General features: G+C 71.5%; 20 protein-coding genes. 7 read left to right on the forward strand and 13 right to left on the reverse strand.

All coding sequences use genetic code 11. The features are described from left to right. Positions 1 to 47 precede the first annotated feature (47 nt). Together AB0F10_RS21270 and AB0F10_RS21275 are read right to left on the reverse strand one after the other, a co-directional pair. Positions 48 to 956: an NUDIX domain-containing protein gene (locus AB0F10_RS21270; protein ID WP_360627497.1), complete on the reverse strand. Its 909-nt coding sequence runs from the start codon at positions 954 to 956 to the stop codon at positions 48 to 50. Positions 957 to 961: 5 nt separating this feature from the next. After that, positions 962 to 1,909 carry an NUDIX domain-containing protein gene (locus tag AB0F10_RS21275; RefSeq protein WP_360627500.1) on the reverse strand — a complete coding sequence of 316 codons (948 nt, stop codon included), beginning with the start codon at positions 1,907 to 1,909 and terminating at the stop codon, positions 962 to 964. A gap of 227 nt (positions 1,910 to 2,136) precedes the next feature. Here AB0F10_RS21275 and AB0F10_RS21280 point away from each other — a divergent pair, with 227 nt between their 5' ends. Next, on the forward strand, positions 2,137 to 2,409 hold the full coding sequence (locus tag AB0F10_RS21280; protein ID WP_360627503.1) for a PspC domain-containing protein: 273 nt from the start codon (positions 2,137 to 2,139) through the stop codon (positions 2,407 to 2,409). Between the two features lie 22 nt (positions 2,410 to 2,431). On the opposite strand, the gene guaA is transcribed toward AB0F10_RS21280, so the two are convergent. The 3 genes from guaA to AB0F10_RS21295 all read right to left on the reverse strand — a co-directional run bounded on the left by guaA (position 2,432) and on the right by AB0F10_RS21295 (position 7,517). Further along, on the reverse strand, positions 2,432 to 3,985 hold the full coding sequence (guaA, locus tag AB0F10_RS21285) for a glutamine-hydrolyzing GMP synthase (protein ID WP_360627506.1): 1,554 nt from the start codon (positions 3,983 to 3,985) through the stop codon (positions 2,432 to 2,434). A 20-nt stretch (positions 3,986 to 4,005) separates the two neighbouring features. Continuing rightward, positions 4,006 to 5,703 carry a S8 family serine peptidase gene (locus AB0F10_RS21290; protein WP_360627509.1) on the reverse strand — a complete coding sequence of 566 codons (1,698 nt, stop codon included), beginning with the start codon at positions 5,701 to 5,703 and terminating at the stop codon, positions 4,006 to 4,008. Between the two features lie 113 nt (positions 5,704 to 5,816). Further along, a complete protein-coding gene (locus AB0F10_RS21295; RefSeq protein ID WP_360627512.1) occupies positions 5,817 to 7,517 on the reverse strand; it encodes a S8 family serine peptidase in 1,701 nt (566 codons plus the stop codon). Positions 7,518 to 7,725: 208 nt separating this feature from the next. Here AB0F10_RS21295 and AB0F10_RS21300 point away from each other — a divergent pair, with 208 nt between their 5' ends. Next, positions 7,726 to 8,820: an LCP family protein gene (locus tag AB0F10_RS21300; RefSeq protein ID WP_360627515.1), complete on the forward strand. Its 1,095-nt coding sequence runs from the start codon at positions 7,726 to 7,728 to the stop codon at positions 8,818 to 8,820. Here the strand turns inward: AB0F10_RS21300 and AB0F10_RS21305 are convergent. Genes AB0F10_RS21305 through guaB form a run of 3 tightly spaced genes read right to left on the reverse strand, consistent with a single transcriptional unit; the run spans position 8,810 to position 12,869 of the window. Further along, positions 8,810 to 10,228 carry a M1 family metallopeptidase gene (locus tag AB0F10_RS21305; protein ID WP_360627518.1) on the reverse strand — a complete coding sequence of 473 codons (1,419 nt, stop codon included), beginning with the start codon at positions 10,226 to 10,228 and terminating at the stop codon, positions 8,810 to 8,812. The two genes, AB0F10_RS21300 and AB0F10_RS21305, sit on opposite strands and share 11 nt — an antisense overlap. A 13-nt stretch (positions 10,229 to 10,241) precedes the next feature. Then, entirely contained in the window at positions 10,242 to 11,360 is a 1,119-nt protein-coding gene (locus AB0F10_RS21310; protein WP_360627521.1) for a GuaB3 family IMP dehydrogenase-related protein, read from the reverse strand. A 21-nt stretch (positions 11,361 to 11,381) separates the two neighbouring features. Beyond that, positions 11,382 to 12,869 (reverse strand): IMP dehydrogenase, encoded by a 1,488-nt coding sequence (gene guaB / locus AB0F10_RS21315; RefSeq protein ID WP_360627524.1) that lies wholly within the window; start codon positions 12,867 to 12,869, stop codon positions 11,382 to 11,384. A gap of 119 nt (positions 12,870 to 12,988) precedes the next feature. On the opposite strand from guaB, the gene AB0F10_RS21320 reads away from it, so the two are divergent. Continuing rightward, entirely contained in the window at positions 12,989 to 13,390 is a 402-nt protein-coding gene (locus AB0F10_RS21320; protein ID WP_360234955.1) for a DUF5319 domain-containing protein, read from the forward strand. Positions 13,391 to 13,426: 36 nt separating this feature from the next. Here the strand turns inward: AB0F10_RS21320 and AB0F10_RS21325 are convergent, their stop codons facing one another. Next, positions 13,427 to 14,269 carry a response regulator transcription factor gene (locus AB0F10_RS21325; protein WP_360627527.1) on the reverse strand — a complete coding sequence of 281 codons (843 nt, stop codon included), beginning with the start codon at positions 14,267 to 14,269 and terminating at the stop codon, positions 13,427 to 13,429. Between the two features lie 231 nt (positions 14,270 to 14,500). Here AB0F10_RS21325 and AB0F10_RS21330 point away from each other — a divergent pair, with 231 nt between their 5' ends. Continuing rightward, the gene (locus tag AB0F10_RS21330) at positions 14,501 to 14,890 is read left to right on the forward strand and encodes a WhiB family transcriptional regulator (RefSeq protein WP_360627530.1); all 390 of its coding nucleotides are present in this window, start codon (positions 14,501 to 14,503) and stop codon (positions 14,888 to 14,890) included. Positions 14,891 to 15,055: 165 nt separating this feature from the next. Here AB0F10_RS21330 and AB0F10_RS21335 read toward each other — a convergent pair whose 3' ends face one another. The 4 genes from AB0F10_RS21335 to groES form a co-directional block, all read right to left on the reverse strand. Continuing rightward, positions 15,056 to 16,666 carry a molybdopterin-dependent oxidoreductase gene (locus AB0F10_RS21335; RefSeq protein WP_360627533.1) on the reverse strand — a complete coding sequence of 537 codons (1,611 nt, stop codon included), beginning with the start codon at positions 16,664 to 16,666 and terminating at the stop codon, positions 15,056 to 15,058. A gap of 35 nt (positions 16,667 to 16,701) precedes the next feature. Next, positions 16,702 to 17,322, reverse strand: coding sequence for a hypothetical protein (locus AB0F10_RS21340; RefSeq protein ID WP_360627536.1), 621 nt, complete (start codon positions 17,320 to 17,322; stop codon positions 16,702 to 16,704). An 85-nt stretch (positions 17,323 to 17,407) separates the two neighbouring features. After that, the gene (gene groL / locus AB0F10_RS21345; protein ID WP_360627539.1) at positions 17,408 to 19,051 is read right to left on the reverse strand and encodes a chaperonin GroEL; all 1,644 of its coding nucleotides are present in this window, start codon (positions 19,049 to 19,051) and stop codon (positions 17,408 to 17,410) included. A gap of 75 nt (positions 19,052 to 19,126) precedes the next feature. Then, positions 19,127 to 19,441, reverse strand: coding sequence for a co-chaperone GroES (gene groES, locus AB0F10_RS21350; protein ID WP_360627541.1), 315 nt, complete (start codon positions 19,439 to 19,441; stop codon positions 19,127 to 19,129). Positions 19,442 to 19,673: 232 nt separating this feature from the next. On the opposite strand from groES, the gene AB0F10_RS21355 reads away from it, so the two are divergent. The 3 genes from AB0F10_RS21355 to AB0F10_RS21365 all read left to right on the forward strand — a co-directional run. Beyond that, the gene (locus AB0F10_RS21355; RefSeq protein ID WP_360627556.1) at positions 19,674 to 20,840 is read left to right on the forward strand and encodes a class I SAM-dependent methyltransferase; all 1,167 of its coding nucleotides are present in this window, start codon (positions 19,674 to 19,676) and stop codon (positions 20,838 to 20,840) included. Positions 20,841 to 20,864: 24 nt separating this feature from the next. Continuing rightward, complete coding sequence (gene ybaK, locus AB0F10_RS21360) at positions 20,865 to 21,347, forward strand: Cys-tRNA(Pro) deacylase (protein WP_360627544.1); 483 nt, start codon at positions 20,865 to 20,867, stop codon at positions 21,345 to 21,347. A 347-nt stretch (positions 21,348 to 21,694) separates the two neighbouring features. Continuing rightward, positions 21,695 to 22,422 (forward strand): substrate-binding domain-containing protein (locus AB0F10_RS21365; RefSeq protein ID WP_360627547.1); only part of this gene is annotated, 728 nt, incomplete at its 3' end.

A 22,422-nucleotide genomic window follows, 5' to 3' on the forward strand; every position in this document is an offset into this window, starting at 1 on the left:
CACTGTGACGATTCTAACCGAAGCCTCCTAGGCCGATCACCAGCCGCCTAGGCCGATCCCCGGTGAGCTGTCTCCTCCGCCAGGCGCTGGACGGCGGCCCTCGCGACCTCGGTCAGCGGGAGATCACGCACCGTGGTGGCATCGAACCACCCCGCTGCGACCGTGGATCCGCCTGCTTCGGTCACCACTGTTTCTGTCGGCCTGTCGACGAGAATCCTGAACAGGACGCGGACGACATGCCAGTCGATCGGCACCCCTTCCGGGCCGAGCGCGGCCGGGTCGTGCCGGTGCGAGGTGCCGAGCAGCCCGGTCACCCGCCCGTGTTGTCCGGTCTCCTCGATCAGCTCCCGGGCCACGGCCGCCTCGGGCGACTCGCCGAACTCGGTGCCGCCGCCGGGCAGGTGCCAGCTTCCGGCACCCGGATAGCCGGTCGCGATCTTGGTGAGCAGGATCCGCCCGTCCGGGTCGGTGACCAGCCCGTACGCCCCGAAGCGCTGGCCGCGTCCCGGGGTGCGGGCGACGGCGCCCGGGTGGTCCGGCACGTCCGACGCGGCGCCGGGCAGGCCCAGGACGCGGGCGGTGAACGGCATCAGCGGCAGCCGCCCCGGCACCACCCAGTCGACGGCCTCGGTGGTCCCCTCGGCCTCGTCGCGCAGCTCGCCGCCGGCCGGTTCCACGTCGTAGATGATCCGATCGGTGTGTTCCCACGTATTGGTCTCCGGCAGCCGGAACACGTCCGACGTCACCGAAAGCAGGCCCGCCACGCGCACGGACAGCCCGGTCTCCTCGGCGAACTCCCGGACCACCGTGTCGTCCGGGTCCTCGCCCTGCTCGACGCCGCCGCCCGGCAGCGTCCACAACCCGGGGAACGACGAAAGGCCGGAGTTGCGGGCGAGCAGCACCCGGCCGGCGTCGTCGCGGCACACGCCGTATGCGCCGATTCGTCGGACCTTCACGCCGCTCAGGCTAGCCTCGCCGCCCGCAGCGCCTCCGCCGTCACCTCGGTCACCTGGTCCGCGGGCAGCTCGGCGGCCGCCTTGAGCGCCATCCAGCACGCCTCGGAGGTCGAGCCCCCGACGTCCTTGACGATCACCTCGGTCGGCGCGTCCACGACGACCCGGTAGAAGGCGCGGACCCCGTGCCAGTCGATCGGATAGCCCTCCGGGCCCAGCGACGCCGCGTCGCGGTGGCTGGCGACGCCGAGCAGCTCGACCAGGCGGCCCACCTGCCCGGTCTCCTCCACCAGTTCGCGGATCAGCGCGGTGCCGGGCTGCTCGCCGTAGTCGGTGCCGCCGCCGGGCAGGTGCCAGCGGCCGGCGCCGGGATATCCCGGCGCGATGCGGGTGAGCAGCAGGCGCTCGTGCGGGTCGGTGGCGATCGCGTACGCCGCGAAACGCTGCGCGCGGTGCAGCCCGTCCGGCCCGGCGACGGCGTAGAAGGACGGGAAGTCCGGCGCCTCCTCGGGCCGCAGGTCGGCCGAGGCGGCCGAGAGCCCCAGCGCGGCGGCGGTGAACGGCCGCAGCCGCAGTTTCTCCGCCTCCTCCAGGGTGTGCCAGCGGGCCAGGTCGGTCGGCTGGCCCACGCGGTCGTAGAGGTTGCCCCCACGGATCGACACCTCGTAGACGAGGCGGTCGGTGTGGATGGTCACGCCGCGGTGCGGCAGGGACCTCATGTCGGCCAGGACGTCGCGCAGGCCGCTGACGGCCACGGAGAGCCCCGTCTCGGCGGCGGTCTCACGCACGACGGTGTGGTTCGGGTCCTCGCCATGGTCGACGGCGCCGCCGGGCAGCGACCAGACGCCGGGCGTGCCGGAACTACTCGAGGCGCGGACGAGTAGGACGCGGCCTTGGGGATCGGTCGCGACGGCGTAGGCCGCGATCCTGCGAAGCGGCTCCAGAGCGGGGGTCACGGGCGGCATTCTGCCCGGATTATGTGACCTTCAGAAATCGACTGTCGGATTCCTGACAGGACGATAGCCCACAGTAATCGCTGATCAGGGCGGTTCTCCGCACCGAACGCACCCGGGTAGTAACAGACAGCAATCACCCGAATCACCCATCTCAGGGCGCCGAATCAGGGTCGGAATCGGGGCTCTCACCGAGGCGGCGAGGGGCCCTCCCGCCGCACTCTTGGGACATGACTCAACCGACCATCGCCCCGTACAAGCAGCTCCGCCGACCGCTCGACGACCGCATCGTGGCGGGTGTCTGCAGCGGTATCGGCCGATACCTCGGCATCGACCCCGTGCTGATCCGGGTGGGGTTCGCGGTGCTCGCCGTACTCACCTGGGGCACGGCGCTGCTCGCGTACCCGATCGCCTGGTTCCTGATGCCCGAGGAGCCCGCGCCGGCCGCCCCGCCGTGGCGCGACCCGGCCGACCCGACCTGGGGTCAGCCGCCGGTCGCGTGACCGGGCCGGAGGCGCCCCCCACCTACTCCCACTCGATGGTGCCCGGCGGCTTGCTGGTCACGTCGAGGACAACCCGGTTGACCTCGGGCACCTCGTTGGTGATGCGGGTCGAGATCTTGGCGATGACCTCGTACGGCAGGCGCGACCAGTCCGCCGTCATGGCGTCCTCGCTGGAGACCGGCCGCAGCACGACGGGGTGCCCGTAGGTCCGGCCGTCGCCCTGCACGCCCACGCTGCGCACGTCGGCCAGCAGGACCACCGGGAACTGCCACACGTCGCGATCCAGGCCGGCCGCGGTGAGCTCCTCGCGGGCGATCAGGTCCGCGGCGCGCAGCACGTCGAGCCGGTCCCGGTCGACGGCCCCGATGATCCGGATCGCCAGGCCGGGGCCCGGGAACGGGTGCCGCTGGACGATCTCCTCGGGCAGCCCCAGCTCGGCCCCGAGCGCGCGCACCTCGTCCTTGAACAGGGTGCGCAGCGGCTCGATCAGCGCGAACTGCAGGTCGTCCGGCAGGCCGCCGACGTTGTGGTGCGACTTGATGTTCGCCGTACCCGTGCCGCCGCCGGACTCGACCACGTCCGGGTAGAGCGTGCCCTGCACCAGGAACTCGATGTGCCGCTCGGCGTCCAGCTCGCGGGCCGCCGCCTCGAACGTGCGGATGAACTCGCGGCCGATGATCTTGCGCTTCTGCTCGGGGTCGATGACGCCGGCCAGGTGACCCAGGAAGGACTCGGCGGCGTCGACGACCTTGAGCCGGATGCCGGTCGCCGCCACGTAGTCCTTCTCGACCTGCTCCGCCTCGCCGGCGCGCAGCAGCCCGTGGTCGACGAAGACGCAGGTGAGCTGGTCACCGATCGCCTTGTGCACCAGCGCCGCGGCCACCGCCGAGTCGACGCCGCCGGACAGGCCGCAGATGACCTGCCGGTCGCCGACCTGCTCGCGGATCGCGGCGACCTGGTCGTCGATGATGTTGGACGAGGTCCAGGTCGGCTCGATGCCGGCGATGTCGTAGAGGAAGCGCCGGAGCATCTCCTGCCCCTGCCGGGTGTGCGCCACCTCGGGGTGGAACTGCACGCCCGCCCGCCGGGTCGCCAGACTCTCGAACGCGGCCACCGGCGCGCCCGGCGAGGAGGCGGTGACGGCGAAGCCCGCCGGGGCCTCGGTCACCGCGTCGCCGTGCGACATCCAGACCGGCAGGTCCGCGGGAAGCTCGCGCAGCAGCGTGCCGGGCTCGGCCAGCGGCGAGAGCGCGGTGCGGCCGTACTCCCGGGCGCCGGTGTGGGCGACCGTGCCGCCCAGCGCCTGCGCCATCGCCTGGAAGCCGTAGCAGATGCCGAAGACGGGCACCTCGTTGTCGAACAGCGCCGGGTCGAGCGACGGCGCACCCGCCTCGTAGACGCTCGACGGCCCGCCGGACAGGATGATCGCCGCCGGGTTCCTGGCGAGCATCTCCGCGACCGGCATGGAGTGCGGCACGATCTCCGAGTAGACCCGCGCCTCGCGGACCCGCCGGGCGATCAACTGGGCGTACTGTGCGCCGAAGTCGACGACTAGAACGGGACGCGGTGTACTCATGACGCGCGAGTTTACCGGCGTCAGCGATACCACTTCCGGGCCGGGGCGTACCGCACGTTGCCGGCCTTGTCGTACGCCCGCACCCGCACGGTCATGACCTTGCCGTACTTCCACGTCTGCACGCCGAACCGGTGGGCGCCGCCCGCGTAACGCTGGACGACCCTGTTGTTGACCAGCAGTTCCATCCGGCTGATCCCGTGTGCGTCGGCGGCCGTCACGGCGAGGTACCTGGTCTTGCGGACCCGGTGGGTGACCGATGCCGAGGAACCGGCGATCCGGACCGAGGGGCCCCAGTTGTCGACGGTCACCGTACGGGTGGCGTTCGCCACATTGCCGCCCCGGTCGTACGCGCGCAGCCCGAGCCGCACGGCGGCGCCCCGGCCGGAGGTGCGCCACGAGAAGGCGTACGGCGCCACCCGGTCGGTGCCGACGACGACGCCGTCGGCGAGCAACTCGACCTTGGCGATGCCGGCGTCGTCGGTGGCGCGGGCCGTGACGCTTACCGTCCCGCGTACCAGGGCGTTGCCGCCCGGCGAGGTGATGGACGCGACCGGGGCCGCGTGGTCGTCGGCGGCCGGCAGGGCGGCGAGCGCGGCCGCGGCGTCGACCCGGCCGGACGAGGCGGCGACCCAGCCGCCGGAGATCCTGGTGGCGGACGTCGTCAGCGCCGTTCGAATGATGGCGGCCGTCGGCGCCGGGGTCGTCGAGGCGAGCAGGGCGGCGACGCCGGCGACGAACGGGGTGGCCGACGAGGTGCCGCAGAACTGGCCGACGACGCCGTCGCGCGCCTGCGCCGGGTTGCAGCCGGGCGCCGCGATGTCGACCCAGCCGCTGCCGTAGTTCGACCAGGAGTAGCGGGCGTCGCCGGAGGTGGCGGCGCCGACGGCGAGCGCGGCCGGAATCGCCGCCGGGTAGCTCGGCTTGGATTCGCCGCTGTTGCCGGCCGCCGCGATCACGAGCGCGCCCTTGCCGGTGGCGTAGGCCACGGCGTCGCTGAGCAGCCGGCTGTCCTCCGGCCCGCCCAGCGACAGGTTGATGATGTCCGCGCCGTTGTCGGCGGACCAGCGGATGCCCTCGGCGATGTCGCTGTAGCTGCCGCTGCCGTTGGCGTCGAGCACCTTGACCGGGAGGATCTTGCAGGACCAGCAGATACCGGCGATGCCGACGCCGTTGTCGCCGCTCGCGGCGATCACGCCGGCGGTCATGGTGCCGTGCCCCTGGTCGTCGTCGGCGTTGCCGTCGTCGTTGACGAAGTCGTGGCCGGCCAGCACCCGGCCGGCGAGGTCGGGAAGCTTCTTCACGCCGGTGTCGACCACGGCGACGACCACGTCGCCGGCGCCCCGGGTGGTGTCCCAGGCGCGGTCGACCTGGGTGCGGGTGATGCCCCACTGGCCGGAGTAGTACGGGTCGTCGGGCCTGACGGCGGCGATCCGGGCGACCTGGTCCCGCTCGACGTACGCGACGGCGGGGTCGGCACGCAGCGCGTCCGCGGCCTCGCCGACCTGACCGGCGGGGACATCGACGGTGACCGCACCGGCGAGCCGCTCGCTGTCGAGGACGTCGACGCGGCGCTCGAGGCCGGCGACGACGTCGGCGTCGCCGCGCAGGCCGACGATCAGCGAGACGGGTGCCTCCTGCGCCGGCGCTGCTGCGGCCGGAGCGCCCGTCACAGCGATGGCACCCACCACGACACCGACAGCCAGAGCCCGAAGAGTCATCCAGTAAAGGTGCGCCCCGCCCGTTGGCGGCGCCGTACCCCGCCGGGTGCGACCGGGTAGCAGAAAGCCCTCACCGGGAGCGCTCGGTGAGGGCTTTCTGGAAGGACGACGGGTCAGCGCGTGTAGTTGCGCGTCGCCTCGTACTTGGTGTTGTTGGCGATGTCGATCGCCCGGATCTGGACCTTCATCTTCGTGGCCTGCGACGCCGCGTTGAAGCTGAAGTTGTAGGGCGAGGTGGTGTCCGTCTGGATCACCTTGCCGTTGATCAGCAGCTCGACCCGGCGCATGCCGTACGTGTCGGTGGCGGTGACCGCGATCTTCACCGTGCCCGAGACCTTCGCACCGTCCTTCGGCGCGCTGGTGATCTTCACCGTCGGCCCGGTGTTGTCCGCGATGAACGTGCGGTCGAAGTCGGCGCGGTTGCCGGCCTTGTCGTAGACCCGCACCTGCAGCTTGACCGGGCCGTTGCGGCCGATGGTGTTGTACGGCAGCGAGTACGGCGCGGTGCCGTCCTGCGTGACGTAGACGTCGTCCGCGTAGAGCACGACGGTGCGGACCCCGGAACCCGAGGTGTCGGCGACGCCGGTCGGCGTGACGTTGACGATGCCGTGCACGCGCCAGCCCGAACCCGGGTTCGAGACGCCGGTGATCGTCGGCGCGATCGAGTCGGTGCCGATGGTCAGGCTCTTGTCGGCGTCGAGCATGCCGTAATGCGCCCAGCTGCCGCCCGAGATCGGGCGGGCCCCGACCGTGACCGCGTGACCCAGCGACCAGCCGCTGAAGTCGGGGTGCTCGGTCTTGACCAGGGCGGCCGCGCCGGCGACCATCGGCGCCGCGAACGACGTGCCCTGCAGGCCGGAGTGGTAGTTGCCGAACCGGTCCATGACCGTGACGTTGCCGGGGGCGACCATGTCGACCCAGGTGGAGCCGTAGTTGGAGTACGGTGCGCGGGTCTCGGAGCCGCGCTCGGTGGCGCCGACGGCGACGACGTCGGTCAGTGCCGCCGGGTAGTGCTTGGCGGCCGAGTTCTCGTTGCCCGCCGCGGCGACGACGAGCACGCCCTTCATGTTGGCGTACGCGACGGCGTCGCTGAGGACCTGGCTGGTCTCGGCGCCGCCGAGCGACATGTTGATGATCTTGGCGCCGTTGTTGGTGGCCCAGACGATGCCCTTGGCGACGTCGGAGTCGTATCCGCTGCCGGCCGAGTTGAGCACCTTCACCGGCAGGATGACGCAGGTCCAGCAGGCGCCGGCGATGCCGACGTCGTTGTTGCCGCGGGCGGCGATCAGCGAGGACACCATGGTGCCGTGGCCGTAGTCGTCCGTGGTGTTGGTGGTGTTGCTCACGTAGTTGTAGCCGGGCAGTACCGCACCCGCGAGGTCGCCGACGGCGGTCACGCCCGTGTCCAGCACGGCGACCTTGACGGCGCTGCCCGTGCTGTGTTCCCACGAGGCCGGGAGCTTGACCTGGTCGACCTCGGGCTGTCGGCCCTCGGTGTACATCGGGTCGTTGGGGGTCACGTCGGAGGTCTTGCGCACGTGGTCGACCTCGACGTACGCGACGTTCGGGTCGGTCATGAGCGTCGCCATGATCGAGGCCTGGCGAGAGGCCGGGACCTCCATGGTGTGCGCGCGCAGCTCCGACATGGACTTCTGCGCCGGACCGGCGGCGTCCATGGACCGCACGCCCATCGAGGCGACGGCGCCCGCGGCCGTGGCGGACGCCGGGGCGTCGCTCTTGAGGCCGACGACGAGCCGCACGGGCCCGGCGGCGGGGGGTTCTCCCGCGAGGGCCCAGGTCGAAACCCCGGCCATCGTCACCACTACCGCTGCTGAGAGTGCACCGACGGTTACCCGCCGCGAGACGAACTTCATATGGGTCGCGCCTCCCCGTTTTCGACCCACCGCCTCGGCGAATCGCGGCGGTCAGAGTACGGGCGATCTTCCCGAATTCCACCCCCCATTCCAACAAGCGAGATCTTGGGGCATTGAGCAGTGTGAAGTCGTCGCCTACTGTTCCAGCATGCGGACATCAAAGCTCGTCTGGGCGGCGGCCGGGTCGGCCGCCGTGCTGTTGCTGGGCGCAGTGGGCCTCGCGGCGACCCACCGCAGCGGTTCCGGCGGGCCCGCACCGGCGGCCCTCGCGAGTGCCGGCCCGTCCGCGGCGCCGCCCGCGTCGGCCGCCCCCGCACCGTCGCCCGGCGCCGACATCACCGGCCCGCTCGACCTGCTGGTGATCGGCGTCGACACCCGGGTGAGCATCGCGGACTGGCAGCCGCACGCGGACGCCATCATGCTGCTGCACGTCAATGCCGATCTCAAGTCCGGCTATCTCTTCTCGCTCCCCCGCGACCTGCGCGTGGACGTTCCGGCGTTCGCGCCCAACGGGTACGACGGCGGGCGGCGCAAGCTCACCGAGGCGATGAGCGCCGGCGCCGTGGTCCGCGGCACCGACAAGGCCGACGTCGCGCAGGGCTACAAGTTGCTCGCGCGGACGATCTCGGACTACACCGGCATCAAGGAATTCGACGCGGGCGCGATCCTGACCTTCCGGGGACTCAGCAAGCTGACCGACGCCCTCGGCGGCGTCACCCTGAAGATCGATCAGAAGGTCGTCTCGCAGCACCGCCGCCCCGACGGCACCGAGCGCACGCTGCGCTCCGGCGGCGGCGGGTACGTCGGCCCGCAGGCCACCTACCTGCCCGGCACCCGCAAGCTCGTCGGCTGGCAGGCGATCGACTACGCCCGCCAGCGCTACACGGCCGGCGGCGACTACACCCGCCAGCGCCACCAGCGCCAGCTCGTCAGGGCGCTGCTGGCCCGGGCCGAGGACGCGGGGCTGCCCGCCGACCAGACCCGGGTGCGGTCGATGCTGACCGCGCTCGGCGACACCCTGGTCGTCTCCGGCGACCGCAGCCCGGCCGAGTACGCGTACGCGCTGCGCGACCTCGACCCGGCGCGGCTCACCCTGGTCGGGCTGCCGGGCGGCTCGGTCTCCAGCAACGGCCGCTACATCGGCGAGCAGCTGACCTCGACCGGCCGCGGCTTCCTCAAGGCGATGGCGGCCGGCCGGCCCGGGCCGTATCTCAAGGAGCACCCCGAGCTGATCAATAAGTAGGTTTCCGGTCGCCGAACAGCCACGCCTCGAAGAAGTCGCCGAGATCCCGGCCGGACGCCTTCTCGGCCGCCGCGATGAAGTCCTCTGTGGTCACGTTGCCGTCGCGGTGCTCGGCCGGCCACGACTTGAGCAGCGCGAAGAAGGCGTCGTCGCCGATCGCGTGGCGCAGGGCCTGCACGGTCATCGCGCCACGCAGGTAGACCGCGTCGCCGAACAGGTTGTCGACGCCCGGGTCGCCGGTCGGGACAGTCCAGTCGAAGGACGCGTACGCCCGGTCGAAGGACTCCTGGACGGTCCGCTCGCCCTGGTGCTCCTGCCACAGCCACTCCCCGTACGTGGCGAAGCCCTCGTTGAGCCAGATGTCCTGCCAGCGGCGCAGGGAGACGCTGTCGCCGAACCACTGGTGTGCCAGCTCGTGCGCGACCACCGTGGCGTTCGCCTGGCCGCGGAAGAAGGTGTTGCCGTACACCGGCCGCGACTGCGTCTCCAGGGCGTAGCCGACCCGGTCGTCGTCGAGGACGACCCCGCCGCTGGCGTCGAACGGGTACGGGCCGAACTGGGTGGCGAGATAGTCGACGATCTCGCCGGTGCGGCCGAGCGCCCGGGCGGCGTTGCCGTTCGCGGGCAGCGACTCCGGAATCGCGGTGATCATCGGTTTGCCGTCGTGCGTGCCGACCTTGACCCGGTAGTGCCCGATCACCACGAACGCCAGGTAGCTGGCGAGCGGGTTCCGCTCCCTCCAGGTCCAGGTGGTCCAGCCGGCGACGGTGCGGCGCGCGCCCGGCACGCCGTTGCCGATCGCCTGCACCCCGTCGGGAACGGTGATGGCCAGCGAGAACGTGGCCTTGTCGGACGGGTGGTCGTTGACCGGGAACCACGTGCTGGCCGACTCCGGCTGGCCGAGCGCGAAGGCACCGTCCTTGGTGCGCAGCCAGCCACCGACGCCCAGCGTCTCGTTGTTCAGCGCCTGCGGCCTGCCGCCGTATTCGACGACGACGGTGAAGGCCGCGCCGTCGGCGAGGCCGGCCGCGGGCGTGACCACCAGTTCGTTGCCGTCGGCCCGGCTGGTGGCGGCGCGGCCGTCGACTGTCACCTTGCTCGCGGCGAGATGCGCGAGATCGAGGTTGAACCGCGAGAGCGCCTGCGTGGCGGTGGCGGTGATCGTCGCCGTGCCGCGCAGCTCGCCTCCGGCCGGGTCGTACCGCACCTTCAGGTCGTAGCCGCCGACGTCGTAGCCGCCGTTGCCGTACGTCGGAAAGTACGGATCGCCGGCCCCCTCGGCCCCCGCCGCGAAGCTGGGCGCGGACGTGGACGAGGGGGTCGTCGCCGGCCCGCCGTCGTCGTCGGCGGTGCAGCCGGCCAACGCCAGCACCGCGACGGCCGCGACGGCCGTTCGTGCCCTGCGCATGGGTGTCCGATCCTCAGCGGTCGAGAACCAGCGAGACCTTCTGGAACTCCTTGACGTCGTGGTAACCGCACTTCGCCATGGCGCGGCGGAGTCCGCCGAAGAGGTTCAGCTGGCCGTCCGGCCGGGCCGCCGGGCCGTACAGGAGCTCCTCGAGGGTGCCGTCCGGCTCGCCCGCGATGCAGAAGCCCCCGCGCGGCAGGCTCGGGTGGCTCGCCGCGGAGTGCCACCAGGCGCCGCCCGCCGGCGCGCCCTCGGCCAGCGAGAGCGGCTCGCCCAGCATGACCGCGTCCGCGCCGCAGCCGATCGCCTTCGCGATGTCGCCCGAGGTCTGGATGCCGCCGTCGGCGATCAGGTGCACGTAGCGGCCGCCGGTCTCGTCCAGGTAGTCGCGGCGCGCGGCCGCGGCATCGGCGATCGCGGTGGCCATCGGGACCCGGATGCCGAGAACGGTGTCCGTCGTGGACCACTCGTCCGCCCCGATGCCGACGATGACGCCGGCCGCGCCGGTGCGCATCAGGTGCAGCGCCGTCTTGTAGTCGGTGCAGCCGCCGACGATGACCGGCAGGTCGAGATCGGCGATGAACTCCTTGAGGTTGAGCGGCTCGTCCGTTGTCGACACGTGCTCGGCCGAGACCAGGGTGCCCTGGATGACCAGCAGATCGACGCCCGCGTCGAGGATCACCGGCGCCAGCGCCAGCGTGTGCTGCGGCGACACCCGCACGGCGACAGTGACGCCGCCGTCGCGCATGGCGCGGACCCGCTCGGCGATCAGCTCGGGCCGGATCGGCTCGGAGTAGACCTCCTGGAGGCGCTTGGTGGCGTCCGCCTCCTCGTCGAGCGAGGCCAGCTCCTCGAGGATCTTGGTCGGGTCCTCGTAGCGGGTCCAGAGGCCCTCGGCGTTGAGCACGCCCAGGCCGCCGAGGCGGCCCAGGGCGATCGCCGACTCCGGGCTCATCGTCGCGTCCGAAGGGTGCGCGACACAGGGGATCTTGAACGGGTACGCATCGAGGCGCCAGTCGGTGGACACGTCGTCCACGTCGCGGGTGCGGCGGCTCGGGACGATCGCGATGTCGTCCAGGTGGTAGCCGCGTTGGGCGGTCTTGCCGAGACCGATCTCCACCACGTCACGCATGTCGGGTTACCTCTTAACGGGTTAACGGGAGTGGTAGTTGGGTGCCTCGACGGTCATCTGGATGTCGTGCGGGTGGCTCTCCTTGAGACCCGCGGCGGTGATCCTGATGAGCTGGCCCCGCTCCTGCAGATCGGGGATCGTCTCGGCGCCGACGTAACCCATCGCCGCGCGCAGGCCACCGATCAGCTGGTGCGCCACGCGCGACAGCGGGCCGCGGTAGGGTACCTGGCCCTCGACGCCCTCGGGTACCAGCTTGTCCTCGGTGACGTCCTGCTGGAAGTAGCGGTCCTTGGAGTAGGACTTCGCCTGGCCGCGCGACTGCATGGCGCCCAGTGAGCCCATGCCGCGGTAGGTCTTGAACTGCTTGCCGTTGATGAAGATCAGGTCGCCGGGGCTCTCCTCGGAGCCGGCCAGCAGGCCGCCGAGCATCACGGTGTCGGCGCCGGCCACGATCGCCTTGGCGATGTCGCCCGAGTATTGGATGCCGCCGTCGGCGATGACCGGCACGCCGGCGGGGCGGCAGGCCCGGGAGGCCTCCATGACCGCGGTGATCTGCGGGACGCCGACACCCGCGACGATCCGGGTGGTGCAGATCGCGCCGGGGCCCACGCCCACCTTGACCGCGTCGGCGCCCGCGTCGACGAGGGCCTTGGCGCCCGCGTACGTCGCGATGTTGCCGCCGACGATGTCGACCGCGGTGTCCTTCTTCAGCAGGGCGACCATCTCCAGCACGGCGCGCTGGTGCCCGTGCGCGGTGTCCACGATGACCACGTCGACGCCGGCGTCGATCAGGGTGCGGGCCCGCTTGTAGGCGTCGTCGCCGACGCCGACCGCGGCGGCGACCCGGAGCCGGCCCTGCGGGTCCTTGGTGGCGTTCGGGTACTGCTCGCTCTTGGTGAAGTCCTTGACCGTGATCAGCCCGCGCAGCCGGCCCGCGTCGTCGAGCAGCGGCAGCTTCTCCACCTTGTGCCGCTGCAGCAGCGCCAGGGCCTCTTCCTTGCCGACGCCGACCGGCGCGGAGATCAACGGCGCCTTGGTCATGACCTCGCGCACCTTGACGCTGTCGTCGGTGACGAAACGCATGTCGCGGTTGGTGACGATGCCGACGAGCACGCCGTCGGCGTCGACGACCGGCAGCCCGGAGATGCGGTAGCGCCCGCAGAGCTGGTCCACCTCGCGCAGGGTGTCGTCGGGGCTGCAGGTGACCGGGTTGGTGATCATCCCGGACTCGGAGCGCTTCACGAGGTCGACCTGGGCGGCCTGGTCCTCGAGCGAGAGGTTGCGGTGCAGCACGCCGATGCCGCCCTGGCGGGCCATCGCGATCGCCATCCGCGCCTCGGTCACCGTGTCCATGGCGCTGGAGATCAGCGGGATGGAGAGCTCGACGTTTCGGGTCAACCGGGTGATCGTGTTGACGCGGCTCGGCACGACGTCCGATTCGCCCGGCTGGAGCAACACGTCGTCGAAGGTGAGACCCAGCGGAACCGTGCGGGCCGACTCGTTATCCACAGATCATCCCTAGCGAAGAGGCGGAGTGTTCATCCTACCCATCCGGTCAGGGCCTTCTGTCGGGCGGACAGCGCGTGCGGGCCAGCACACATCGGCCGCACATGGGTACGGTAGACATCGTGCAAGAAGAGCCGATCGACCCGTTCAACGGCGACCCCGCCGACCCGGCCGCCGGTCTCGACGACCTCTCGGAGGACGCCGAGAGTGATCCGCTGACCGAGCCCGAGCGGCAGGACGTCCTCGAGGACCTCTCCGACCTGGAGATCTACCAGGCGTTGCTGAGTCCGACGGGCATCCGCGGCCTGGTGATCGAGTGCGAGGACTGCCACGAGCCGCACTACTTCGACTGGGATCTGCTCCGGGGCAACCTGCGCCACCTGCTGAGCAACGGCCGCCCGCGGGTGCACGAGCCGGCCTACGACCCCGACCCGGACCACTACGTGACCTGGGAATACGCCCGCGGCTACGCCGACGGGGTGCACGACACACTGACCGAGGGCACGGACGACGACGCTTCCTGATCGCCGTCCGGGCCCCCGGGTGCAAACGCCTTACGTTTAGGCGACCAGACCGGCCCGGAAGCCGGCGGCCACCGCATGCGCCCGGTCGCGGGCGCCCAGCTTGCGGAAGAGCCGCCGAGCGTGGGTCTTGACGGTGTCCTCGGAGACGAAGAGCTCGCGCCCGATCTCCGCATTGCTCTTGCCGTCGGCCATCCCCCGCAACACCTGCAACTCCCGCTCGGTGAGCGTGAGCCGCCGGCCCGTGGGTGCGTCGGTCCGGCCGGTGTCGTTACCCGGCCACACCATCGGCCGGCCGGTGGCCGGGTCGATGTCCGATCCGTCGCCTCGCTGGGCGGGGACCATCGGTGAGTTCGGCAGCATCGCGGGTACGCCGGCACCGTTCGGCGTTCCGGCCATGGCCAGACCGTCGCGGTGCAGGCCGCGAGCGGCCGCCGAGTTGTTGTTGCGCCCCGCGCCGCCGACCGTGGCGGGCTGGGCGTTCGCTCCGTTGATCGGCATTCCCTGCGGCCGCACCGGCAAGAGCAGGAGCAGCAGCGCCTTGGCGACGACGCTGACCAGATCGTGCTCGACGCCGCGGATGACACCTCTGGCGCCGGCGGCGACGGCGGCCGCGGCGACCCGGGGGTCTTCGGCGCCGAAGAGTACGACCTGCGCCTGCGGGGCGCGGGCGAGGACGCGACGGGTGAAACCGACGCTGTCGGGACGGGTCACGGCGGTGTCGGCCAGGACAACCTCGGCCGGCCTTTCAGCCAGTCGGATCATGGCCTCGGTCTCGCTGACCGCCGTCCGCACGACCCCGGTCATCCCGAGCCGGGCCGCGGTAGAGGCGACGGTCTGGGCCGCAAGTGGGGTTCGGACGCACACGAGGACGGTACGCACAGTGATCCTCCTTCTCTCTCAGAGGAGATCACGCAACGGCCGCAGCATTACGCGCTTTAGATGGAAAAATTAGGAAACATCGGTACTGCTTGGAGCACCGATGAGATACGGCTGGCGAAGACATCGACAAGTCGGGTGTGATCCGGCGTTCGCCGGGGTACACGGGCGGCAGGCCTGAGTAAGGCCCCTCACTAACAGCACTCCGCGGTGCCGCGCGGGAGGAGGGTGTTGATGTCGAACGTTCGCAGACTGCCCGGGCCCATCGCCGACCTTTGGGAATGGCAACGACTCGGCCTGTGCAGAGGGCGCGACAGCGCCCAGTTCTTCCACCCGGACGGTGAGCGTGGTTCGTCCCGCAACCGTCGGGAGGCGAACGCCAAGACCATGTGCGGTGCCTGTCCGGTCCGGGCCGAGTGCGCTGCTCACGCACTGGCTGTCCGTGAGCCCTACGGGGTATGGGGAGGTTTCAGCGAAGCGGAGCGGCTGCGGCTGCTCGCGGTCGGCTGGGAGGACCTTGCCGATCGGCATCACGGACGGGTCGATCTTGCCCGGCTGGAGGCCCGCCTCGGCCGGCCCCACAAGTCGACGGTCCCGGCACAACGGCAGGTTCCGGCGGCCTGACGCCGGTCGACGCGCGGCACCACACAGCTGCCGACGCGCTTCCCTGCGGGGAACCACGTCGGCGTGTTCAACGGCGTGTTCGCCGCATCGGTGGACATGCAAGCCACCGTACGAGCGAACTTGGGGTTGACGTCGGACCAAAAGTGCGGCTTTTGGGTGACCCCGTCAGTCGACCGTGACCTGCACGGAATGCCATCCCGTCGCCCCGTCCGGGGCCGGCGCCGCGGGGGTGCTGGTCTGGGTGCCGCCGCCGGCGTCGGTGGCACGGACCCGCACCGCGTGCTCACCCGGCGTCGCCTGCCAGACGTAGGACCACTGAACCCAGGTGTCCGCCGAAACGGCCGGCGCGAGGGTCGCCGGCGCCCACGGGCCGTCGTCGATCTGGACCTCGACCCGCGCGATGCCGCGGTGCTGAGCCCAGGCCACGCCGGCGACGGTCACGGCTCCGGCCTTGCGCCCGGCGCCGTCGCGGGGCGTGTCGATCCGCGACTGGGTCTTGATCGGCGCCTGCGCCGACCAGCCCCGCGGCACCCAGTAGGCGTCGAAGTCGGAGAACCGGGTCAGCTCGATCTCGGTGATCCACTTACAGGCCGAGACGTAGCCGTACAGGCCGGGCACGACCATGCGCACCGGGAAGCCGTGCGACACCGGCAGGGGCCGGCCGTTCATGCCGACCGCGAGCAGGGCGTCCCGGCCGTCGCGCAGCACCGCGGTCGGGCTGCCGCAGGTCCAGCCGTCGGCCGAGCGCTGCACCACCTGGTCCGCGTCGGGCAGCGGCTGCGCCTCGTCCAGCAGGTCCTTGATCGGGGTGCCGAGCCAGAGCGCGTTGCCGATCAGGTCGCCGCCGACCTCATTGGACACGCAGGCCAGCGTCACGTACCGCTGCACCATCGGGCGCCGCAGCAGCTGCTCCCAGGTGATGGTGATCGGGTTGCGGACCATTCCGTGAATGCGCAGCTCCCAGGTCGCCGGGTCGATCTGGGGTGGATACAGCGCGGTGTCGATCCGGTAGAAGTCGGAGTTGGACGTGACGTAGGCGACCGCACCCCGCGCCTGGGCGCCGGCCGGCACGGCGGGGGCCGGCCGCACCGGCAGCGGCAGCACGACGGCGTTGCGGGCGGCGGTCACCGCGCGCCGCGAGGTCAGGAACCGGCCGCCGAGGCCGCCCACGGCGGCCACCGCGGCGGCGCCGGCCACCGCGAGCAGGAATCGGCGCCGGCTCTCCGGCTGAGCCGCCGGATCCGCCGAGGCCGCGGGGCTGTCCCCGACGGCACCGCCCACCCGGGACGCGCCGGGGGCCGTCACCAGCGCCGGGCTGCCGGCCAGCGCCGGGCTGCCGGCCGGTTCCGCCTCGACGGCGAGCCTCACCAGGTAGCGCAGCGCCACCACCGCGACGACGGCGGCGACGATCGACGGCAGCACGGCTGTGAACCCGGCGTCGTGCCGGGTGCCGGCGGCCGTCACCCCGATCGCGCCGAACAGGGCGACGCCGGCCATGGCGAGCGCCCAGCTGCGCAGCGCGATGACGCCGAGCAGCGCGGCGTAGCCGCAGAGCAGGATCGCCGTGCCGGTGATCAGCGCGGTCTTGTCGTGGGTACCGAAGACGGCGATGCCCGCGTCCTTCACCGAAGCGGGCACGTTGTCGACCACCACGCCGCCAACGGCGAGCAGCGGCGACGAGAGCGGGCCGGTCAGGACGGAGACGATCTCGGCGGCGCCGACGGCGGCACCGGCCGCGGCGACACCGGCCAGCGCGGCCCGCGACGAGAGGTTCACGCCTCCATCCTGCATCGGCGCACCCGAAACAGCCCTTACGGTTCGGTGACGGCCATCCGCAGCGGCGGCAGGGCGGCCACCAGCTCGTCCAGCAACTCCGCCGCGCAGCGATCGGGGCGGGGCTCCGGCAGCTTGGGCACGCCCTCGGCGGGCAGCTCCCAGATCACCCGGCCCGGGTCGAGCCGCTCCAGCGTGGCGTACCACTGCTGCAGGGGCTCGCGGAGCTGTACGTGCGCCGCGAAGTTGCGCCGCCGCCGGGTCTCGTCGCTGTCGCGGCGCCGCTGCAGCGTCTCGACCTCGGGCAGGCCGACCAGCACCATGTCGGCGAACCCGAGCCGCCCCGCGCGGAACGCCTCCCTGGTCACCGTCAGCTCGCGATCGAACCGGGCCCGCGGCGCCAGCCCCAGCGCCGCCATCCCCCAGGCGTAGTGCAGCTTCACCGGGTCGGTGTCGCAGAACGCGACGCCGTCGGCGCGCTCGAGGTCGGTGGCCTGCGACCAGCGGCTCATGCTGACCCGCGCCCAGTGCCGGGCCAGGGCCATCGCGTCGGTCGGCTCCCGGCCGGTCGCGGCGTACTCGGCGACGTAACGGCCGACGTAACGCCGGCACCACGACGTCTTGCCGGCCGCGGTCGGACCTTCCACCACGACGATCATCCCGCGCCTCTTTCCCCGAATCCCCGCATCACACACGAGAAAGGGCGCGCCGCGGAATGCGACGCGCCCTTTTTACTCTTTCGACTCAGAAACCCGGGCCGTGCTGATGGCCGTGGCCACCGTGGCCGTGGCCGCCTGCAGCGGCGGGCTCCGGCTCGGCCGGCTTCTCCACCACGAGGCTCTCCGTGGTGAGCAGCAGCGCGGCGATCGAGACGGCGTTGGACACCGCACTGCGGGTCACCTTCACCGGGTCGATGATGCCGGCCGCGACCAGGTCGACGTACTCGTCCGTGGCCGCGTTGAGGCCGTGGCCCCAGCCGAGCTCGGCGGACTTGCCGGCCACCACGTAACCGTCGTGGCCCGCGTTCTGCGCGATCCAGCGAAGCGGCTCGACGAGCGCCTTGCGGACGATCTGCACGCCGACCGCCTCCTCGCCGGTGAGGCCGAGGTTGCCGTCGAGCGTCGAGGCGATCTGCGCCAGGGCGGCGCCGCCGCCCGGGACGGTGCCCTCCTCGACCGCGGCCTTGGTCGCCGCGATGGCGTCCTCGATGCGGTGCTTGCGCTCCTTCATCTCGACCTCGGTCGCGGCGCCGACCTTGATCACCGCGATGCCGCCGGAGAGCTTGGCCAGCCGCTCCGAGAGCTTCTCGCGGTCCCAGTCGGAGTCCGAGGCCTCGATCTCCTTGCGGATCTGCGAAACCCGGTCCTCGATCTCGGCCTTGCGGCCGCCACCGTCGACGATGGTCGTGCTTTCCTTGTCCACCACGACCCGCCGGGCGGTGCCCAGCATGTCGAGGGTGACCTGGTCGATCTTGTAACCGAGCTCGGGGGCGATGAGCTCGCCGCCGGTCGCGATCGCGAGGTCCTGCAGCATCGCCTTGCGCCGGTCACCGAATCCGGGAGCCTTCACGGCGACGACCTTGAAGGTCTTCCGCAGCGCGTTGACGACAAGCGTCGACAGCGCCTGGCCCTCGACGTCCTCGGCGACGATGAGCAGCGGCTTGCCGCCGGAGAGAACCTTCTCCAGCAGCGGCAGCATCTCCTCGACGCTGGAGATCTTCTGCGTCGTGATCAGCAGGTAGGCGTCCTCCAGGACGGCCTCCTGCGACTCGGCGTCGGTCACGAAGTTCGGGGAGATGAAGCCCTTGTCGAACTGCAGACCCTCGGTCACGTCGAGCCCGGTGTCCAGGACGGACCCCTCCTCGACGGTGATGACGCCGTCGCGGCCGACCTTCTCCATCGCCTCGGCGATGAGCGCGCCGATGGTGGCGTCCTGCGCCGAGATGGTGGCGACGTTCGCGATGGACTTCTTGTCGTCGACCTCGACCGCCTTCTCCAGCAGGGCCTTGGAGACGGCCTCGGCGGCCAGGTCCATGCCGCGCTTGAGCGCGATCGGGTTGGCACCCGCGGTCACGTTGCGCAGGCCCTCGCGGACCAGCGCCTGGGCGAGCACGGTCGCCGTGGTGGTCCCGTCGCCGGCGACGTCGTTGGTCTTCGTCGCCACCTCCTTGACCAACTGGGCACCGAGGTTCTCGTACGGGTCGGAGAGCTCGATCTCCTTGGCGATGGTGACACCGTCGTTGGTGATCGTGGGCGCGCCGAACTTCTTGTCGAGGACGACGTTGCGGCCGCGCGGCCCGAGAGTGACCTTGACCGTGTCGGCGAGCGTATTGACGCCGTGCTCCAACAGGTGCCGGGCGTTGTCCGAGAAACTGAGAATCTTCGCCATTTATGGTCCCTTCAACGCACCGGCGCCCTGGACCGGAAGAGCCGGGCCAGGGCGCTCAGCACTGTCAGATCAGGTCTACTTCTCGATGACCGCGAGGACGTCGCGGGCGGAGAGCACCAGGTACTCCTCGCCGGCGTACTTGACCTCGGTGCCGCCGTACTTCGAGTAAAGGACGACGTCGCCGACCTTCACGTCGATCGGAACGCGGTTGCCCTTGTCGTCGATCCGGCCGGGGCCGACGGCGAGGACGGTGCCCTCCTGCGGCTTCTCCTTGGCGGTGTCGGGGATCACGATGCCCGACGCCGTCGTGGTCTCGGCCTCGTTCGCCTGGACCACGATGCGGTCCTCGAGCGGCTTGATCGCAACCTTTGTCGCGGTAGTCACGGGCATACCCTCCTGGGTACAGGTGTTATCGCCGGCCAGTTGACAGGCCGGGCTGATGCCTCATGCCACCGGGCGGGGCCGTCGTCGCGGGTGCCGGTCCGCCTGGCGCAAGCGCACGTCCCCAAAAACGGGAGCACGCTGGCACCCTCAGGTTGAGAGTGCTAATCGGAGGTTATGCCGGAACTAGCACTCCGTCAACCAGAGTGCCAACACGTCAGCTTCCAGCAGAATGACTTCCGTGGACCTCGAACTGCTCTCCGCCCTGCGTACCGCCGATGGCTCCGCCGCGCTGGCGGCCGCCGCCGGCGTCGCCGGCACGGACCCGCTCAGCGCGGCCACGGCCCTGCGCTCGCGCGGGCTGCCGCCCGCACTGGCCGCCGCCGCGCTCACGCAGGCCGACCTGCGGATGCGCGCGGAGGCGAAGTTCGGCGCGGCCGGCGCCGAGATGTTCTTCACCCGGGCCGGGCTCGAGCAGGCGACGCGGGCGGTGGTGGCCGACCGGCGCGCCGCGCGGCTGCGGGCGGCCGGCGTGGGGACCCTGGCCGACCTCGGCTGCGGCCTCGGCTCGGACGCGCTGGCCGCGGCCCGCCAGGGCATCCGGGTGCACGCCGTCGACGCCGACCCGCTGACGGCCGCGCTCGCCGCCGCGAACGCCGAGGCCGCCGGGCTGGCCCACCTGGTGACCGTGGAGTGCGCGGACGCGACGAGCGTGCCGGTGGAGCGGTTCGACGCGGTCTTCGCCGACCCGGCGCGCCGGCGGGCGGGCCGCGGCCGGCTGATGGACCCGCGCTCGTGGTCGCCGCCGTGGGACTTCATCGCCGCCCTGCCCGGCCGGGTGCCGCGCACGGTGCTCAAGCTGGCGCCCGGCATCGACCACGCGCTGCTGCCGCCGGGCGCCGAAGGCGAGTGGGTCAGCGTCGGCGGCGATCTGGTCGAGGCCGCGTTCTGGTGCGGCCCGCTGGCGCGGTCCGCCCGGCGCGCGGTCCTGCTGCCGTCGGGGGCCGAGCTCACCGGCTCGGGGGTCGAGGCCGCACGCCTCGGCCCGGTCGGCTCCTTCCTGTACGACCCGGACCCGGCCGTGGTCCGCTCGCACCTCGTGGCCGAGTTCGCCGAGGCGATCGGCGGCCGGATCGCCGACCCCGACATCGCGTACGTCTACACCGACGCCGCCGTCGACACCGTGTTCGGCCGGCGACTCGAGATCACCGACGTGCTGCCGTTCTCGCTGAAGCGGCTGCGGTCGCTGCTGCGCGAGCGCGGCGTCGGGCGGCTGGAGATCCGCAAACGCGGCTCCGCGCTCGAGCCCGAGCAGCTCCGCCGGGACCTGCGGCTCAGCGGCAGCGCCGCGGCGTCGCTGGTGCTGACCCGCGTTGCGGGAGCGCCGACGGTGCTGCTGTGCCGGTAGGGACGGCCCTTAGGGTTGTTCCTCGTGGCGAAGAAGGCTGCCGGCACCCCGGCCACCGTATTGCTCACCGCGCAGCGGGTCGCGCACGAGCTGCACCCGTACGACGTCCCGGCGGACGCCCACGACTACGGCGCGCTGGTCGCCGAGGCCATCGGGGTGGCGCCGGCGGCGGTCTTCAAGACGCTGATCGCCGAGGTCGACGGGCGGCTCACCGTCGCCGTCGTCCCGGTGACCGGCGAGTTGGACCTCAAGGCGCTGGCGAGCGCCGCGGGCGGCAAGCGCGCGGCGCTGGCGGATCGGGCGGCGGCCGAGCGCAGCAGCGGCTACGTCCGCGGCGGGATCAGCCCGCTCGGGCAGCGCCGGCGGCTGCCGACGGTCATCGACGACTCGGCCGCCGGCCTCGACCTGATGTACGTCTCGGCCGGGCGTCGCGGCCTGCAGGTCTCGATGGCCCCGGCTGACCTGATCCGGCTCACGGACGCAAAAACCGCCAAGATTCGGACATAGAGCGGCAGAAGCCGTGTCCGAACCGTCCGTTACGACACCGTTATCCGGATCCGGCATTCCGGCGACCCGAAGTGACCTAGCGTCACGTTGTGGAGCGACTCCATGGCGGAACGTGACCTGACGTCGTCGTGCAGCCGTTTACGCGGCCTGCGGGACCTAGCGATCAGGCCCGTCGCGCCACGTCCAGCACCGGGAATTTCGCTGCTCCGATACAACAGAGTGTCCGATTCCGCAGCGGATCGGATGAGTGACATTCCCGGCAGCGCACACCAGAATCCGAAGCAAGGTCCGGATTGATCCGCGAGGATCCGATGCAAGGTCCGGATTGATCCGAAAGGACTCGAGGAATGCGTAAGGGAATCTTCGCCCTTGCCGCGGTCGGCCTGCTGGCCACCAGCAGTTTGACTGCATGCGGTGACGACAGCGGTGACGACTCAGGCAGCAACGGCGGCTCGTCCGTCGGCAAGGTGGGCGTCATCCTGCCGGACACCGCAAGCTCCCAGCGGTGGGGCACCGACGACCCCAAGTTCCTTAAGGCGGCGTTCGACGCGGCCGGCGTGCCGGTCGACATCCAGAACGCCCAGGGCGACAAGAGCCAGTTCCAGACGATCGCGGACGGCATGATCTCCAGCGGCGTCAAGGTGCTCATGATCGTCAACCTGGACTCCGGTACCGGCAAGGCGGTCCTCGACAAGGCCCGGGCGGCCGGCATCGCGACCATCGACTACGACCGGCTCACCCTCGGCGGCAACGCGAACTACTACGTCAGCTTCGACAACGTGGCGGTCGGCAAGCTCCAGGGCGACGGCCTGGTCAAGTGCCTGACCGAAATGAAGGCGGTCAAGCCCGTCGTGGCCCGGCTGAACGGCTCGCCCACCGACAACAACGCCACCCTGTTCAAGGAGGGCTACGACTCGGTCCTCGATCCCAAGTTCGCGTCGGGTGACTTCGTGAAGGGCCCGGACCAGTCCGTTCCGGACTGGGACAACGCGCAGGGCGGCACCATCTTCGAGCAGATGCTGACCGAGAACAAGAACATCAAGGGCGTGCTCGCCGCCAACGACGGCCTCGGCAA

This window comes from Actinoplanes sp. NPDC026623 (assembly GCF_040638275.1).
Lineage (GTDB): Bacteria > Actinomycetota > Actinomycetes > Mycobacteriales > Micromonosporaceae > Actinoplanes.

Coding starts and splice junctions, on each gene's coding strand:
- AB0F10_RS21300 (WP_360627515.1), top strand. CDS start 7,726: ATGCGGACATCAAAGCTCGTCTGGGCGGCGGCCGGGTCGGCCGCCGTG.
- AB0F10_RS21330 (WP_360627530.1), top strand. CDS start 14,501: ATGTCGAACGTTCGCAGACTGCCCGGGCCCATCGCCGACCTTTGGGAA.
- guaA (WP_360627506.1), bottom strand. CDS start 3,985: ATGAGTACACCGCGTCCCGTTCTAGTCGTCGACTTCGGCGCACAGTAC.
- groES (WP_360627541.1), bottom strand. CDS start 19,441: ATGCCCGTGACTACCGCGACAAAGGTTGCGATCAAGCCGCTCGAGGAC.
- AB0F10_RS21310 (WP_360627521.1), bottom strand. CDS start 11,360: ATGCGTGACGTGGTGGAGATCGGTCTCGGCAAGACCGCCCAACGCGGC.
- AB0F10_RS21295 (WP_360627512.1), bottom strand. CDS start 7,517: ATGGCCGGGGTTTCGACCTGGGCCCTCGCGGGAGAACCCCCCGCCGCC.
- AB0F10_RS21305 (WP_360627518.1), bottom strand. CDS start 10,228: ATGCGCAGGGCACGAACGGCCGTCGCGGCCGTCGCGGTGCTGGCGTTG.
- AB0F10_RS21280 (WP_360627503.1), top strand. CDS start 2,137: ATGACTCAACCGACCATCGCCCCGTACAAGCAGCTCCGCCGACCGCTC.
- AB0F10_RS21340 (WP_360627536.1), bottom strand. CDS start 17,322: ATGATCGTCGTGGTGGAAGGTCCGACCGCGGCCGGCAAGACGTCGTGG.
- AB0F10_RS21290 (WP_360627509.1), bottom strand. CDS start 5,703: ATGACTCTTCGGGCTCTGGCTGTCGGTGTCGTGGTGGGTGCCATCGCT.
- groL (WP_360627539.1), bottom strand. CDS start 19,051: ATGGCGAAGATTCTCAGTTTCTCGGACAACGCCCGGCACCTGTTGGAG.